We start from the raw sequence: 12,936 nt of genomic DNA, 5'->3' as shown, positions 1-12,936 counted from the left end.
CCTGCTGAAGCATTGCCAGCTGATTCTGAACTTTTGGTGGAATATTATTCATAATTTAACTACTTCCTGCATCTCTTCTGCAATATTAATCAATCTTAACCATGTATTTAACGCTGCACGAAATGCTGAGACATCTTCGGCCCCAACAGTCAGAACGAGAGTCTCCTCATCTCTTAAGGAAACCATCGAACATGAGCGTCCCATATCCTCATCTTCAGGTTTTACAGAATTATATATCTGTCTCGCATAAGGGGTTTCAAATACAAAAACCGCCTTATTTTCCATTTTTGAGTCTGAGGACATATCTTCGCCTCTGTGCACCGTCAAAAGAAATCAGATCATGACCGTCCTGTGTCTTTTGAACATTGAGATATTGATTCAGATTATCATAAACAATTTGGTTGCCGGTTTTTAAGCCTTTTAAAATATTGTCTTCGCGATCAGTTACTGAATACGAAGAGAATAAAAATTCATAGACAGGCTCACCTTCATGATAAACTTCAATTAAAAAATCTCTGCCTGATTTGGAAACAATCAGCACATCCGAGTCTGCACAGGCAACACTCTCCATACCGGCTTTTCCTCTTGGAGAATAATGCACTCCAAGGGAAAAAGCAAGATCCTTTGAGAAAGTCCTCAGGGCCGGCACAGGTTTGCGTGAAGTTGTAACTTCCATTATCTGGCTTTTACAGTCTTTATGCCTGCCCCGCGCTCCTTGAAAAGAATGCGGTGACCACAGTACGGACAGCGGACATTGATATCAATCTCCACTTTCTGCTTACACCTTGCGCATTTATAACCTGACATAAATCAAGACCTCATTACTCTTTGATCAGTGAACGCTCTATTGTACGAAGTGCAACTTTAAGATTAGGTGTCTGTGGAACATATGCTCCGCCTGCGTACTTGAAGCCACACTTTTTGCACTGCCAGATACCTGTACCTTTTCTTGATACTGCTGCTGTATCACATTTTGGGCATACATGCTTTGCATTGGTTAATTTTTCGATCTCATTTACGCGCTTTCTAAGGAAACGTCCGTATCTTGGACCAAATCTTCCTGCACTGCCTGTTACTCTTCCTTTTGCTCGTTTGTTATTTGATTTTGCCATATTAACTATGCCCCGAAATTTAGGTCTGTATATATTATTTTTACAACCTTAATAATGATGACTAATCCTGACTGAGGATTTTAACATCGCCGTCACCTTTTGTAAGACGGTTTATCATATCATAGAACTCTTCCTGTATTCCGGCAGGTATCTTACATACACAGATCCAGGAACCGTCCTTTTGCCATTCTTCCTTTTCAATAGTTGTTGAGGCGGATATCTCACCATATGCCTTAGGTGCGAAATCGGCAGGTACCCTGACCGCAAAACGCGTTTCCGCGAATTTTATAGGTATGAGCGGCCTTAATGCCTTTAATACATCTTTGACCTGTTCGTCAAGATGTTTGAAGGGATCGATACTAACTCTTGCCTCCTCCATTGCCATCTCAATACGCTTTGGAGGATGCGGAAGTTTTGTCTGGGGGTTGATCGCATTTCGTGAAATAAAAGTGATCACCTGATTGCGCTTTCTCTCAACCATATGCTTTCGCTGATCAGCGGTAAGGTGAATCTCACCTTTTTTTATTATCCGCCGGGCAATAGTCTCAAAATCGGTTGTTTCAAAAACTTTCTTTAAGGATTCCTCAGATGCCTTATCTGTCTTGGAGGAATTCTCAAAGATAAAAAGGGCTGCCACAGCATCCTCAATATTTACAGTCTCACCGGAACGTATGCGCGCCGCATCTTCAGGATCCACAAGTATTTCGAACTTCTCCCCGTGGCTCTCAAGCCTCGCCACTACCGCCTGCTCAAGAGATATCATCGAATTTTCACCTACTCTTCTTTTTTATTCTCAGCATCCTCAGGAGAATACTCAGCTTCAAACTTTTCAACGTAATCCTTTGCCTCGTCCCTGCTCATCTTTTCAAATACAGCATTTTCAAGGGCAACAACGCCTATTTCAACAGTATTAACATCAAATTTGCCTTCTGTTGCTGCATGAAGTGCCTTTAAGCCCATCGGAATTGCTTCTGATACCTTCATGTCCTCATTGTAGTCCTCTTCAAAGACTTTCATAACAGCCGGACGGCCTGTGCCGATTGCGGTTGCCTTGTATTCAAGAAGAGTCCCGGAAGGATCTGTCTCAAAAAGACGTGTCTGATCATCGCTTACCCCTGCAATTAACAATGCAGTACCATACGGCCTTGCACCGCCGTACTGGGTCAGAGTCTGCATATGATCACATAGCTTTTTGGAGAGAGTCTCAATATCAATAGCCTCATTATATGAGACACGGTTTATCTGGGACTCAACTCTCGCACGGTCAACAAGTGCCCTTGCGTCTCCGACAAGTCCGGATGAAGCCACGCCAATATGTTCATCAATCTTGAATATCTTCTCGATAGAAGATTTTTCAAGAAGTCTTGAACTGATACGCTTATCGACGATCAGAACGACTCCGTCTGTACATTTGATACCAACGGCAGTAGTTCCTCTCTTAACCGCCTCCCGTGCATATTCCACCTGATATAAGCGGCCGTCAGGACTGAAAACAGTAATAGCCCTGTCGTATCCTCCCATTTGAGCATTCATAGTTGGTTGCATTATAGTTCCTCAAGATCTTCTCTGGTAAAATACAATGTATCTTGGTGTTTAATTCCCTCTTTATATAAATCAACCTTTTCCTGTGACACCGAAACGGCAGAGTACACCATATCTCCGATTTCGACATCCCTCGCTTCTTTATCAGAAGCTGACCCGGGAATTTTTCTTTTCAGCGCCGCAATCGTCCCGGATGTTGCAACACAGCGTATGGCACATTTTTTACCGCCAACCTGGTTTACTGTTGCCACAGCAGTTTCAAGTTCAGACTCAAAACCCCTGCTGCACCTGACTATAACCCAGTTGCAATCGGAAAAAACAACACTCATACTCATATCGGCAGCACCCAGATCACCCAGCAGGGAGACAACTGCATCATAAATCCCATAATACAGTTCTTTTCCGTCAAAACCTGCATTAAAAGGTACAATTCTTCCAAGAACATATCTCTTGTCCGGACGCAAAGTAGGGGGCAGAGGTTTCATTTATCTATCACCTTAACAGACCGGTGTGGATTTAAAAGGACATCAACAGCGTTTAAGGCAGTTTTAACCTCATCTTTTTCCATTCCAAAAAGACTGCAGAGATATTCTGTTTCACGAACTGAACGCAGACCCGTATATGAATCCGCACCGGACGAGATGGTGATATTAAACCCGAATTTTCTCTGAAATTTCAAAATCTCGGCAAATGAAATAAGTGCCTTCTGCCTCAAAATTCCCTTTCTGTTTATTATAGCCGAAAGACTGATATCAATTGCCACACCCTTTTCCGCTGCACTTAATGCACAGACATCATCAAAGGCTTTTTTTGGTGCACATTCAATGCCACGAAGAATATTCAGCCTCCCCGATGACAGAAGAGAACGGTTAAAACCTGCATCTTTTGCACAGGCCATTACAAGATCAGACTTTTTGGCTTTTTTCAGAAGTTTTCCGAAATCCCTGAAATCTTTGGGACTTAAAAGGGTGCCTGACAATACAGAAACTCCATAGTAATCTCCTGAAATGTCCGAATTGGCACACACAATCCTTTCAATCCCGAGATGCTTTGCCTCAAGGGCCATTCTTCTCATGGAAGTGTTGCCTGCCGGATATGCAAAAACACAGGCGTCGGAAAATACCATCGTAATTGTATTTGGAAAAAAAGAAGAAAATTATTTTCCTTTGTTCGCGTTTGAGCGGATACTCGGGCGGGTGTGTTCTGTCCCCTTACCTCTCCTGCTCATACCACGACCCTTAACACCTGCGCTGGTAAGTCCACGTTCTGCACGACCCCTGTGTTTCGGGCTTGACATCCATGAAAGATGTGCGTCGTTTTTGATTGCAGGGTGGTGTCCGTCAACGAGGATAACCTCGAACCACTTGGATCTTCCGTCCTGGCCTACCCAGTATGAATTTAAAGCTTCCATATTGACATATTTGCGTGATGCACGCTCTTCTGCAATTCTCTGGAGACTCTTTCCTGCTGTAGTGTGGCGCATACCCATGCGGGCTGTACGGCGTCCACGAATATAACGTGACTTTCTGCGTCCACCACGGCGGACCTTCACACGTGCCACGATAATACCCTGCTTTGCACGGTATCCAAGGTTTCTTGCACGGTCAATTCTGGTCGGTCTTTCGACACGGACTACGCTTCCTTCTCTGCGCCATACCTGCAGGCGGTGCCAGAGGAGGCTTTTGACTTCACTTTTGTCCGGGCGCTTCCATGCGTCACGAACATAGCTGTACATTGATTTTGACATTGATTTCACCTAAAGGTTCAGCCCGGTTTTTCCTGGGCCACATTCCTTTTCTAACCGGAAGGGATCATCATAATCCCTAAGGTTCTTTACAGTTTTGTCGGAGATAGTATAAAACAATAGGCACAGTAAACCCGCCGGCATTAATTCATTGACTAATTGAAGCAAAAAATACATATTATAACCTTCACATTTCCTCTCAGACCTTTCTTTGCAGGAGAAAAAGACAGGTATAAATGCATGATTTTTACAGTACAAAACTAATATTTCAGGCGATGCCTGATGAGAATTACACTGCCGCCAAAGAATATATGTAAAAAAAGCTTTCAGGCTATTCTATCCTTTTTTCTTCTCAATTACACGTATATCTTCAATTCCGGTCTCAGGATACTGCCCGTCTTCATCTTTTTCTGCCGATTTCACCATATCCCAGATAGTGAGAAGCGCAATTGAAACACCTGTTAAGGCCTCCATCTCAACTCCGGTCTTACCATAAGTTTTCACAGTGCATACCGCCTCAATATAATTTTCGTCCCCGCCATCCTCAAAATCAATTGAAACACCGCCTATTGGCAGAGGGTGGCACATCGGGATTAAACGGGACGTCTCTTTTACAGCCTGTATTCCGGCAACCCTTGCCGTTGCAAGAACATTACCCTTCAATGACTCACCACTCCGGATTGCCTCAAGTGTTGTATCATGCAGGTAAATTTTTCCGCCTGCAACCGCAGTCCTCCCCACGTCGGGTTTTTGTGTGACATCGACCATGTAGGCCTTGTCATCTTTTATATGTGTAAATTCAGCCATTTTTACTCCTTATTGTATATTATTTTAGGAATCCGATCAATAATATCTCCTGCCATTATACCGTCGCCATAACATTCTGCCGCCGCCTCACCTGCACGGCCGTTCACATATGCAGCAATACAGGCAGCATCAAACGCCGAAAGTCTGCATAAAAGCGCACCGCAAAGCCCTGCAAGAACATCACCCGTACCACCCTTTGTCATTGCAGAACATCCGCTTCTGTTAAAGCGCACGTCATCCCCGTCTGAAATAATATCAGTCTCCCCCTTCAGAATATAAGTCCCGTTGTTTTTCCCGGCAAAACCACGCAGTATTTCTGCACGTTTAACAAGTGAACCAGAAGATTTTATTCCGGATATCCTTTCAAATTCACCTGCATGAGGGGTGTATACAGACTCGGCAGCACAGGGCAGGGGAAGACGAAGAGCATCGGCATCAAAAACCGCTTTTTTGCAGTATTCTGATACCTCCAGAACAACATCATGGCTCATCTTTCCAAGTCCGCACCCGAATACAACAGAATCAGAGACTTTTGCAAGTTCTATAAGCCTTTCTGAGTGAACCTCCGAGATATAATCGCCGTCCAGCCTGTCAATTATAAGGTCAGGATATGAAAGCAGATTCGGAGTTGCGACACGCACAATGTCAGCACCCCCTCTTAAAGCTGCAAGGGCGGCAAGATAAGGTGCACCCTGATACGGACCACCGCCAATTAAAAGGACACGACCGCCATCACCCTTGTGTGCTCCTCCCTTCTTTTTTGGAATAAATGTCAGATCCCCCTCACCCGTATATATCTCAGCCTCCAGGGGAATTCCAATATCGCAAACATCGCACCCCAAAATCTTTGGACGATGAAATGCGCAGACAGTATCGGCATGTACTCCGGGAGTAGGCATATCCGCGGAGATTATCCCTGCATCAGAGCAGTTTGCCAGATCTGCCATTGTTTTAAACGGCTCCCTTAATTCTCCGCCTGCACCGGTCCCAAGTATTGCATCAACGATACAGTCTGCTGATTTGAAAAAATATGATAGTTCAGCTACATCTGAAGGACATCTGACGGGGTGAATTCCTATATCACAGTGTGAAAGGGATTTTAAATTTGCCCGGCCCTCATCCCCGTAAACAGCATCGCGTGGGTACAAAACATGAACTTCCGCAATTTTGGAGAGATAACGGGCGGCAACAAATCCGTCTCCTCCGTTATTACCGCCGCCGCACAGTATAAGAACAAAGGAAGGGTCTTCCTTTTTTACACAGCCAGATAATGATTTTCCAGCACTCTCCATCAGCTGCAAAGCTGTTACTCCCAGAGATACGGCATTTTTATCGACTGCTCTCATCCTTTCAGGAGTTATAATTCCGGTTTTCTGGAATTTTTTAAGATTATTACTTTCCATATTCTATCACAAAAGATCCCTTTGCGGCTTTCATCTCAGATGTTTTATCTTTCTTTATATGGATAAGATTTTTCTCCGGATGATATGTGAAAACAATGTCATATTTTTCTGTTCTAAAATTCCATATTTATTCAGATGGGTTTTAAGAAAGAGATCTCTGAGGCAGCAGAGAAGATAAAGGATGCCCGTTCTGCAACAATAATATCCCACATAGATGCAGACGGCATTACAAGTGAGGCAATAATGCGTCAGGCAGTCTCAAGATACGCAATTGATGTTAATTCTGTTTTTGTAAGACAGCTTGAACCACTGACAATGAAGCATGTCCCGGAAGATGACAGCTTGAAAATTTTTATTGATCTTGGTGCAGGACAGCAGAATCTCCTCGAAGAAAGAGGACTTTCTGAAGATGAGGTTTTAATAATAGATCATCACGTCTCACAGGACGTTGATACTCCTTACATGCAGGTTAACGGAGTTAAATACGGATACGAAAAACTCTCTGCCGCCGGAACAGGCTATTTTGTCGCAAAGGAGATGGACGACTACAACACTGATCTTGCAAAACTCGCAATAGTAGGAAATGTGGGCGATATGATGGCAAGGGAAAACTGCGGTCTCATCGGTCCTGCAAGAGAAATTGCCGATGACGGTGTTATGCACGGAAATGTGGAAATCATAAAAGACGATCTTAACTGCTACGGAGTCTCAACAAGACCTCTTCATTTCTGCCTTTCCTTCTCTGATGACCCCTACATACGCGGGATTACTAACAATCCGCAGGGTGCACAGAAACTCATCGAATCTGACGTGGGAATCAGACTTAAAAAATCGAACGGGAAATGGAGGGTCTGGGAGGATCTCTCATCCGAAGAGAAGAGAAGCATCATCGGAAGGCTTGCCCTGCGGCTTCACAGCGCCGGAGAACCGACTGACCGGCTTAGATCAGAGCATTACATCTTCCCTGACGAAAGAAAATACACCCCGCTCAGAAACGCTTCAGAATATGCAACCATGCTCAATGCGTGCGGAAGGTGGGTAAAACCAAAGACAGGAAGTCTTGTATGCTGTGGGGATCGGGGAGAGGCATACAGGGATGCCGAGGATATGCTCAGGCATCACAGATCAGTCATCAGAGAGATGATGGAATACATAATTGACACAGGCGTTACAGAACTCTCGCATCTCCAGTACCTCCATGTTGCAGACAGATTCCCTGACACAATTGTGGGAATAGGTGCGGGAATGGCGCTTTCAAAGCTTAAACAGGGACTGCCAATTATGATACTATGCTATCTTCCGGATGATCCGGAACTTGTAAAAATATCAATGAGAGCAAATGAGAGAATGGTTAAAGCCGGAGTCGATCTTCAGGCGGCACTTCTAAAAGCATCCGAAAAACTGGGCGGTGCAGGCGGAGGGCATAAGATAGCTGCAGGCGCATATATATCAAGAAATGCAGAAGAGGGGTTTGCAGAAAGTGTCAACAGAATCCTTAAAGAACAACAATCTTAAACGTGTCAGGGTAATTGCCGATTACCAGTTTGGAAGCGGTGCAGGCGAGGGTTTATTCCCTGATAACTGCGATTTCAAACTATCCTCTACAAAACGAGTCAGGTATGTAATGCTTGACAAAGAGAGGATAGCAACTATGAGAGCTAATGACGGAAGACTAACATTGAGCAATACAGGTGCAAAAAGGCTGTACGACTGCCTGGAAGCACCCGGCTACAGAGTCCTGATAAAAAACGAAGTCATAGATTTTATTAAACAGGGCAAAAATGCAATGTCAAAACATGTAGTATCCGCCGACCTGCAGATTCGCGCAGGAGATGAGGTTTTAGTCTGTGATGAGAAGGGAAGCCTTATCGGGACAGGCAGTGCCCTTCTCTGCGCAGAGGAAATGATTGCATTTAATTACGGAGTAGCCGTACAAATTAGAAAAGGGAGTTGAGATAAAATGATTCCGGGAGTAAACCCAAAACAGATGAAACAGATGATGAAAAAGCTCGGCATGAAGATGGAAGAGTTTGAGGAGGTTGAGCGTGTCGTTGTCTATACAAAGAAAGGAAACTACGTCTTTGAAGGCGCCGAAGTTGTTGCAACAACAATGCAGGGCAACACAACATACCAGATTCAGGGAGAACCTGTATTTGTTGAAGCCGAAGTGCAGATTCCAGAAGATGATGTTAAAATGGTCTCAGAACAGGCAGGCGTCCCTGAAGAAAAAGCTCTTCTGACTCTTAAGGAGACAAAGGGCGATATTGCAGAGGCCATTCTGAAACTTTCAGAATAAATTAATATTCTATTTTTATGATTGAAGAGAATGACAGAGTGCTTCTTTCAGGTCAGAAGCGTGAATTTTTTGTGAGAGCACAGGATAAGGAACTCTCAACAGACAAGGGAATTATCAGACTATCGGAGTTAATAGGCTTAAATTCCGGAGATCTTGTATATACACATCTAAACAAGCCGTTTAAGGTAATAGTTCCAAGACCGGTGGACTTTTTTTCATATGCAAAAAGAACAGGCGCTCCCATGCTTCCAAAAGACATCGGTATGGTGATTGGCTACACCGGAATGAACAAAAACGATGTTGTTTTGGATGCCGGAACAGGAAGCGGCGTTGCAACCATATTTTTCGGAAGCATTGCACAGCGTGTGGTAACATATGAAAGACGTGAAGAGTTTGCAGAAATATGCCGAAAGAATATTGATGATGCCGGACTTTCAAACGTTGAGGTAATTGCAGGTGATATTCTAAAAGCAGAAGGGGAATACGATGTTGTACACCTTGACATGCAGCTTGAAGCAGAACATGTCCTGCATGCACACACTCTCTTAAAAAACGGCGGATACCTTGCGACATACACTCCGTTTCTGGAGCAGACCTTCAAGGTTATGGATGCGGCAGAAGGGCTCTTCTCCGAAGTTGTATGCCATGAACTGATAGAAAGGGAGCTTTCCAGGACAGAAAGAGGCACAAGACCTTCAACAAGGGTCTGCCACACAGGCTATATAACAATCTGTAGAAAATAAAAAAATCTTTTTTTTATCCCACTGAAACCGGCTTTTCAGTTTTATCTATTCCATAAATTTTGCTGATTATTTTTCCCGCAACAGGGATTAACAGAAACAGGGCGGTTGCATGTACCGGTGATACAAACAGGGCAAAAATTATGACGATAAATGCCACAAGAGGACACGAAATACCTCTCAGTTTGAATCTAAGGATAATATCGGGTGTGAGATTATCTGATAAAAGTTCTTTTTTTGATGATATATAGTGCCATGAAGATGTCTGCAAAACCCCGATTATCAGGAGATTTGCCGCATACAGGGTGACTGCGAGAGGATAGCTGTCGTAATAACCCATAAGATCAGTTGTGAAAGGTACAAGTGCAACAAAAAACAGCACACTCACATTTAACCAGTTAAAGACATTATCAACGCGTTTTATGTAATCCATCATCCTGTGATGCGCCATCCAGAAAGATACCAGGACAAAAAATGCTATTGCATAATAAATTACCTGCGGGATAACGACTGACAGAGAAGTTAAAAGCTCTCCGGATGATGATGCCGGCTGAAGTTCTGATATGTCTATTGAGAGCACTCCAAGTGTCAGTGCTACAGCATATACACCGTCGGTTAATGCCTCAATTCTGTTTTTACCAAGATCCATTGTTTTTTTCATCAGTCTGCCCCAAAAATTCTATCTGAAAACCCATAGCTTCAGACTTTTTAGCCTCTCATTCATATTATGTGCAGAACACTTTTAAATAGAATCTGATATAATTAAATTCAGGTATTTTGATTATGGCCAAAGATATAACTGCCAAAATGGGTGAAGGTATTTCTTCTACCTCCGGCAATACATTTTTCTTTGGTTTTTTTAACTTTTTCCACTTTAGATAGGGCTCCGGATAAAATCTAAAAATCCGGAAGCCCTTGTATTTTTTGGACATAATTCTCAATACCGTGAGGTTTTTTACTATGTTTGGTATCTCTGATCCTGGTATATGGGCAGGTTACCTGCTGTCATTTATCCTGACGGCAGGATGTATAGCGTACGGCATAATCAACTGGAAAAACGGATCTGAAGAGGAACCCGAAGATGGCAGTTGATACACTATCTTTTGCCATAATCACTCTTGTTTATCTGAGCGCAGTAATATTTCTCGGATATCTCGGGTACCGGCAGACAAAGGGAAGCGATGATTTCCTTGTCGCCGGAAGAAGGATAAATCCTGTAGTCCTTGCACTCTCCTACGGTGCGACATTTATCAGTACATCTGCAATTGTAGGATTCGGAGGTATATCAGCCCAGCTTGGAATGGGTCTTGTATGGCTGACTGTCCTCTGCATAGGTGTGGGGGTTCTTGTGGCATTTATCCTGTTCGGGAAGAGGACAAGGAGTCTCGGCCATAAAACAGGAGCCGTTACATACCCGGATCTTTTAGGAAAATGCTATAACTCAGATTTTATCAGAAAAATTTCAGGTCTGATAATAATTGTCAGCATGCCGATATACACCGCCGCAATTTTAATAGGTGGTGCAAGATTCATTGAGACCACACTCTCAATACCCTATGACACAGCCCTTTTAGCATTCGCTGCCATTGTGGCGGTTTATGTCGTTGCAGGAGGTCTTATCGCCGTTATGTACACCGATGCCCTGCAGGGTGCAATCATGTTTATCGGAATGACAATCCTTCTTATTCTGACATACGTGTACCTGGGAGGAGTGAATCAGGCAAACTCGGCACTGGATGCTATGTCCTCACTTGTTCCGGATGGTCTCGCAGCGGCCGGTATGACAGGCTGGGCTTCAATGCCGGATTTTTTATCGCCGATATGGCTTACCATGATTACAACAATGGTTCTTGGTGTCGGGATAGGAGTTCTCGCACAGCCGCAGCTTGCAGTCCGTTTTATGACTGTAAAGGACAACCGCTCAATTCACAGGGCAGTAATGGTCGGAGGACCCTTTGTTCTCATGATGACAGGCGTTGCATTCACTGTCGGCCCGCTTACAAACGTATGGTTTATGCGAAACGGCGGAATGCTTGCGTTTGATGCAGCCGGAGGAAATGTGGACAGCATAATTCCCTTATACATCAACTCTGCAATGCCGGATGTTTTCATAGTAATCTTCATGCTTGCACTTTTAGCGGCTGCGATGTCAACCTTAAGCTCCCTCTTTCATACAATGGGAACAACCATCGGGTATGACTTAAATCCAACGATTAAAGACAACAAGCCCTCTATGAGAGCAATTCAGACCGGAACACTTGCAATGATTCTTGTAAGCACAGTTGTTGCATACGCACTTCCGGCAAACATCATTGCAAGGGCGACTGTCATATTCATGGGTCTTTGTGCGGCATCGTTTATTCCGGCTTTTGCTCATGCACTGTATTCGGAAAAACCCTCGGTATATGCAGCAAAAATAAGCATTGTGGCAGGTGCGGGTTCCTGGTTTTTATGGACTGCCTTCGTCCACATAAAAGAGGCATCTGTTCTTGGAATTTCAAACGCTCTCTTCGGAGTGCAGTCTGTTCTTCCAATGCCATGGGGAGTTGTAAACCCTATTGTAATTGCACTTCCTGTATCTGTTGTGGCACTTCTGGCGGCGCTTCTGGTTGAAAAAAATAAAAACAAAAAGATTTCCGTAAATTCTTCTGAGAAGAGAGCGGTTGAATAATAAAAATTAGAAATCCGGGATTTCTATACCTCTTTTCTTATTTTTTGCAGGAAATAAAAAATGTCTTAATTATTTAATGAAATATCCCGCCATCCACAAGTGACAGGAAATGCTGCCTGAAGATAACCATCGCCTTTCGGGTTCCCTCTCTCGCCTTTTGACTGTCCTGATAACCCATGGTGACTGTCATCTGCCCCAAAAAAGTGCTGGTTACAAAACAGGTAGTCGGCATGTAGCATCCGGGATAGCAGATATAGGCATCAGTTAATCCTTCTATATCAGGGAGAGTTATCGGTCCGGGATTTGAGATGAATATATCCGCAAAACCCGACTCCTGAAGGGCGGCCATCTCCTCAACCATCCGGTGAATCCGTCTGCCTTCCGGGTCGCAGGCCGCATCCATTATGACCTGTTCACGAATACCAACGGATTTTCCCTTAAGCAGCTTTGTTTCTCTTATGACACGGGGAAGAATCTCTTTCATCCCTTCTCCCGCCCTGCGTTTGAAAGCAAAGCAGACATTGGCAGCCTGGTTGCTCATAATCCGTGATCCGTCGTTTCGATACTGTCGCAGGTTGACAGGGAAGAAAATGTCAATCGGCCCCATATGCCCTGTGAGAT

General features: G+C 44.0%; 19 protein-coding genes. 6 read left to right on the top strand and 13 right to left on the bottom strand.

Features of this window, described 5'->3' with window-relative positions:
• Nucleotides 1-48 precede the first annotated feature (48 nt).
• The 11 genes from ACTB1O_RS07255 to ACTB1O_RS07205 all read right to left on the bottom strand — a co-directional run bounded on the left by ACTB1O_RS07255 (nt 49) and on the right by ACTB1O_RS07205 (nt 6,608).
• Nucleotides 49-303 carry a KEOPS complex subunit Pcc1 gene (locus tag ACTB1O_RS07255; RefSeq protein ID WP_462994471.1) on the bottom strand — a complete coding sequence of 85 codons (255 nt, stop codon included), beginning with the start codon at nt 301-303 and terminating at the stop codon, nt 49-51.
• The gene (locus ACTB1O_RS07250) at nt 275-676 is read right to left on the bottom strand and encodes a hypothetical protein (protein ID WP_462994470.1); all 402 of its coding nucleotides are present in this window, start codon (nt 674-676) and stop codon (nt 275-277) included. Before ACTB1O_RS07250 ends, ACTB1O_RS07255 begins: the two co-directional genes overlap by 29 nt.
• A complete protein-coding gene (locus ACTB1O_RS07245; RefSeq protein ID WP_084172996.1) occupies nt 676-807 on the bottom strand; it encodes a DNA-directed RNA polymerase subunit P in 132 nt (43 codons plus the stop codon). The genes ACTB1O_RS07250 and ACTB1O_RS07245 overlap by 1 nt, the downstream gene beginning before the upstream one ends.
• Before the next feature lie 14 nt (nt 808-821).
• The gene (locus tag ACTB1O_RS07240) at nt 822-1,112 is read right to left on the bottom strand and encodes a 50S ribosomal protein L37ae (protein ID WP_462994469.1); all 291 of its coding nucleotides are present in this window, start codon (nt 1,110-1,112) and stop codon (nt 822-824) included.
• 61 nt (nt 1,113-1,173) lie between these two features.
• Nucleotides 1,174-1,875 (bottom strand): ribosome assembly factor SBDS, encoded by a 702-nt coding sequence (locus ACTB1O_RS07235; protein ID WP_462994468.1) that lies wholly within the window; start codon nt 1,873-1,875, stop codon nt 1,174-1,176.
• 11 nt (nt 1,876-1,886) lie between these two features.
• Nucleotides 1,887-2,657 carry an archaeal proteasome endopeptidase complex subunit alpha gene (psmA, locus tag ACTB1O_RS07230; RefSeq protein ID WP_462994467.1) on the bottom strand — a complete coding sequence of 257 codons (771 nt, stop codon included), beginning with the start codon at nt 2,655-2,657 and terminating at the stop codon, nt 1,887-1,889.
• On the bottom strand, nt 2,657-3,139 hold the full coding sequence (locus ACTB1O_RS07225) for an Rpp14/Pop5 family protein (protein ID WP_462994466.1): 483 nt from the start codon (nt 3,137-3,139) through the stop codon (nt 2,657-2,659). The genes psmA and ACTB1O_RS07225 overlap by 1 nt, the downstream gene beginning before the upstream one ends.
• Nucleotides 3,136-3,780 (bottom strand): RNase P subunit p30 family protein, encoded by a 645-nt coding sequence (locus tag ACTB1O_RS07220; RefSeq protein ID WP_462994465.1) that lies wholly within the window; start codon nt 3,778-3,780, stop codon nt 3,136-3,138. Before ACTB1O_RS07220 ends, ACTB1O_RS07225 begins: the two co-directional genes overlap by 4 nt.
• Nucleotides 3,781-3,810: 30 nt before the next feature.
• Nucleotides 3,811-4,401, bottom strand: a complete 591-nt coding sequence (locus ACTB1O_RS07215; protein ID WP_462994464.1) for a 50S ribosomal protein L15e — start codon at nt 4,399-4,401, stop codon at nt 3,811-3,813.
• A gap of 333 nt (nt 4,402-4,734) precedes the next feature.
• The gene (gene moaC, locus ACTB1O_RS07210; RefSeq protein WP_462994463.1) at nt 4,735-5,205 is read right to left on the bottom strand and encodes a cyclic pyranopterin monophosphate synthase MoaC; all 471 of its coding nucleotides are present in this window, start codon (nt 5,203-5,205) and stop codon (nt 4,735-4,737) included.
• 2 nt (nt 5,206-5,207) lie between these two features.
• Nucleotides 5,208-6,608 carry an NAD(P)H-hydrate dehydratase gene (locus ACTB1O_RS07205; RefSeq protein ID WP_462994462.1) on the bottom strand — a complete coding sequence of 467 codons (1,401 nt, stop codon included), beginning with the start codon at nt 6,606-6,608 and terminating at the stop codon, nt 5,208-5,210.
• A 135-nt stretch (nt 6,609-6,743) separates the two neighbouring features.
• Between ACTB1O_RS07205 and ACTB1O_RS07200 the strand changes: the two genes are divergently transcribed.
• The 4 genes from ACTB1O_RS07200 to ACTB1O_RS07185 are packed head-to-tail and all read left to right on the top strand — an operon-like array spanning nt 6,744 to nt 9,647.
• Complete coding sequence (locus ACTB1O_RS07200) at nt 6,744-8,123, top strand: DHHA1 domain-containing protein (RefSeq protein WP_462994461.1); 1,380 nt, start codon at nt 6,744-6,746, stop codon at nt 8,121-8,123.
• The gene (locus tag ACTB1O_RS07195) at nt 8,089-8,562 is read left to right on the top strand and encodes a PUA domain-containing protein (protein WP_462994460.1); all 474 of its coding nucleotides are present in this window, start codon (nt 8,089-8,091) and stop codon (nt 8,560-8,562) included. The genes ACTB1O_RS07200 and ACTB1O_RS07195 overlap by 35 nt, the downstream gene beginning before the upstream one ends.
• Nucleotides 8,563-8,568: 6 nt before the next feature.
• Nucleotides 8,569-8,904, top strand: coding sequence for a nascent polypeptide-associated complex protein (locus ACTB1O_RS07190; RefSeq protein ID WP_462994459.1), 336 nt, complete (start codon nt 8,569-8,571; stop codon nt 8,902-8,904).
• A 17-nt stretch (nt 8,905-8,921) separates the two neighbouring features.
• Nucleotides 8,922-9,647, top strand: coding sequence for a tRNA (adenine-N1)-methyltransferase (locus ACTB1O_RS07185; RefSeq protein WP_462994458.1), 726 nt, complete (start codon nt 8,922-8,924; stop codon nt 9,645-9,647).
• 13 nt (nt 9,648-9,660) lie between these two features.
• Here ACTB1O_RS07185 and ACTB1O_RS07180 read toward each other — a convergent pair whose 3' ends face one another.
• On the bottom strand, nt 9,661-10,305 hold the full coding sequence (locus ACTB1O_RS07180) for a TMEM175 family protein (RefSeq protein ID WP_462994457.1): 645 nt from the start codon (nt 10,303-10,305) through the stop codon (nt 9,661-9,663).
• A 299-nt stretch (nt 10,306-10,604) separates the two neighbouring features.
• Between ACTB1O_RS07180 and ACTB1O_RS07175 the strand changes: the two genes are divergently transcribed.
• Both ACTB1O_RS07175 and ACTB1O_RS07170 read left to right on the top strand, forming a co-directional pair.
• On the top strand, nt 10,605-10,736 hold the full coding sequence (locus ACTB1O_RS07175; protein ID WP_462994456.1) for a symporter small accessory protein: 132 nt from the start codon (nt 10,605-10,607) through the stop codon (nt 10,734-10,736).
• Nucleotides 10,726-12,315, top strand: coding sequence for a sodium:solute symporter family protein (locus tag ACTB1O_RS07170; protein ID WP_462994455.1), 1,590 nt, complete (start codon nt 10,726-10,728; stop codon nt 12,313-12,315). Before ACTB1O_RS07175 ends, ACTB1O_RS07170 begins: the two co-directional genes overlap by 11 nt.
• A gap of 73 nt (nt 12,316-12,388) precedes the next feature.
• On the opposite strand, the gene ACTB1O_RS07165 is transcribed toward ACTB1O_RS07170, so the two are convergent.
• A partial coding sequence (locus tag ACTB1O_RS07165; RefSeq protein ID WP_462994454.1) for a hypothetical protein occupies nt 12,389-12,936 on the bottom strand: 548 nt, incomplete at its 5' end.

The sequence above is a fragment of the Methanomicrobium sp. genome (assembly GCF_055145805.1).
The sequence above is the reverse complement of the archived record's forward strand: the minus strand, read 5'-3'. Positions and strand labels throughout refer to the sequence as shown.

Coding starts and splice junctions, on each gene's coding strand:
- ACTB1O_RS07255 (WP_462994471.1), bottom strand. CDS start 303: ATGTCCTCAGACTCAAAAATGGAAAATAAGGCGGTTTTTGTATTTGAA.
- ACTB1O_RS07250 (WP_462994470.1), bottom strand. CDS start 676: ATGGAAGTTACAACTTCACGCAAACCTGTGCCGGCCCTGAGGACTTTC.
- ACTB1O_RS07245 (WP_084172996.1), bottom strand. CDS start 807: ATGTCAGGTTATAAATGCGCAAGGTGTAAGCAGAAAGTGGAGATTGAT.
- ACTB1O_RS07240 (WP_462994469.1), bottom strand. CDS start 1,112: ATGGCAAAATCAAATAACAAACGAGCAAAAGGAAGAGTAACAGGCAGT.
- ACTB1O_RS07235 (WP_462994468.1), bottom strand. CDS start 1,875: ATGATATCTCTTGAGCAGGCGGTAGTGGCGAGGCTTGAGAGCCACGGG.
- psmA (WP_462994467.1), bottom strand. CDS start 2,657: ATGCAACCAACTATGAATGCTCAAATGGGAGGATACGACAGGGCTATT.
- ACTB1O_RS07225 (WP_462994466.1), bottom strand. CDS start 3,139: ATGAAACCTCTGCCCCCTACTTTGCGTCCGGACAAGAGATATGTTCTT.
- ACTB1O_RS07220 (WP_462994465.1), bottom strand. CDS start 3,780: ATGGTATTTTCCGACGCCTGTGTTTTTGCATATCCGGCAGGCAACACT.
- ACTB1O_RS07215 (WP_462994464.1), bottom strand. CDS start 4,401: ATGTCAAAATCAATGTACAGCTATGTTCGTGACGCATGGAAGCGCCCG.
- moaC (WP_462994463.1), bottom strand. CDS start 5,205: ATGGCTGAATTTACACATATAAAAGATGACAAGGCCTACATGGTCGAT.
- ACTB1O_RS07205 (WP_462994462.1), bottom strand. CDS start 6,608: ATGGAAAGTAATAATCTTAAAAAATTCCAGAAAACCGGAATTATAACT.
- ACTB1O_RS07200 (WP_462994461.1), top strand. CDS start 6,744: ATGGGTTTTAAGAAAGAGATCTCTGAGGCAGCAGAGAAGATAAAGGAT.
- ACTB1O_RS07190 (WP_462994459.1), top strand. CDS start 8,569: ATGATTCCGGGAGTAAACCCAAAACAGATGAAACAGATGATGAAAAAG.
- ACTB1O_RS07185 (WP_462994458.1), top strand. CDS start 8,922: ATGATTGAAGAGAATGACAGAGTGCTTCTTTCAGGTCAGAAGCGTGAA.
- ACTB1O_RS07180 (WP_462994457.1), bottom strand. CDS start 10,305: ATGAAAAAAACAATGGATCTTGGTAAAAACAGAATTGAGGCATTAACC.
- ACTB1O_RS07175 (WP_462994456.1), top strand. CDS start 10,605: ATGTTTGGTATCTCTGATCCTGGTATATGGGCAGGTTACCTGCTGTCA.
- ACTB1O_RS07170 (WP_462994455.1), top strand. CDS start 10,726: ATGGCAGTTGATACACTATCTTTTGCCATAATCACTCTTGTTTATCTG.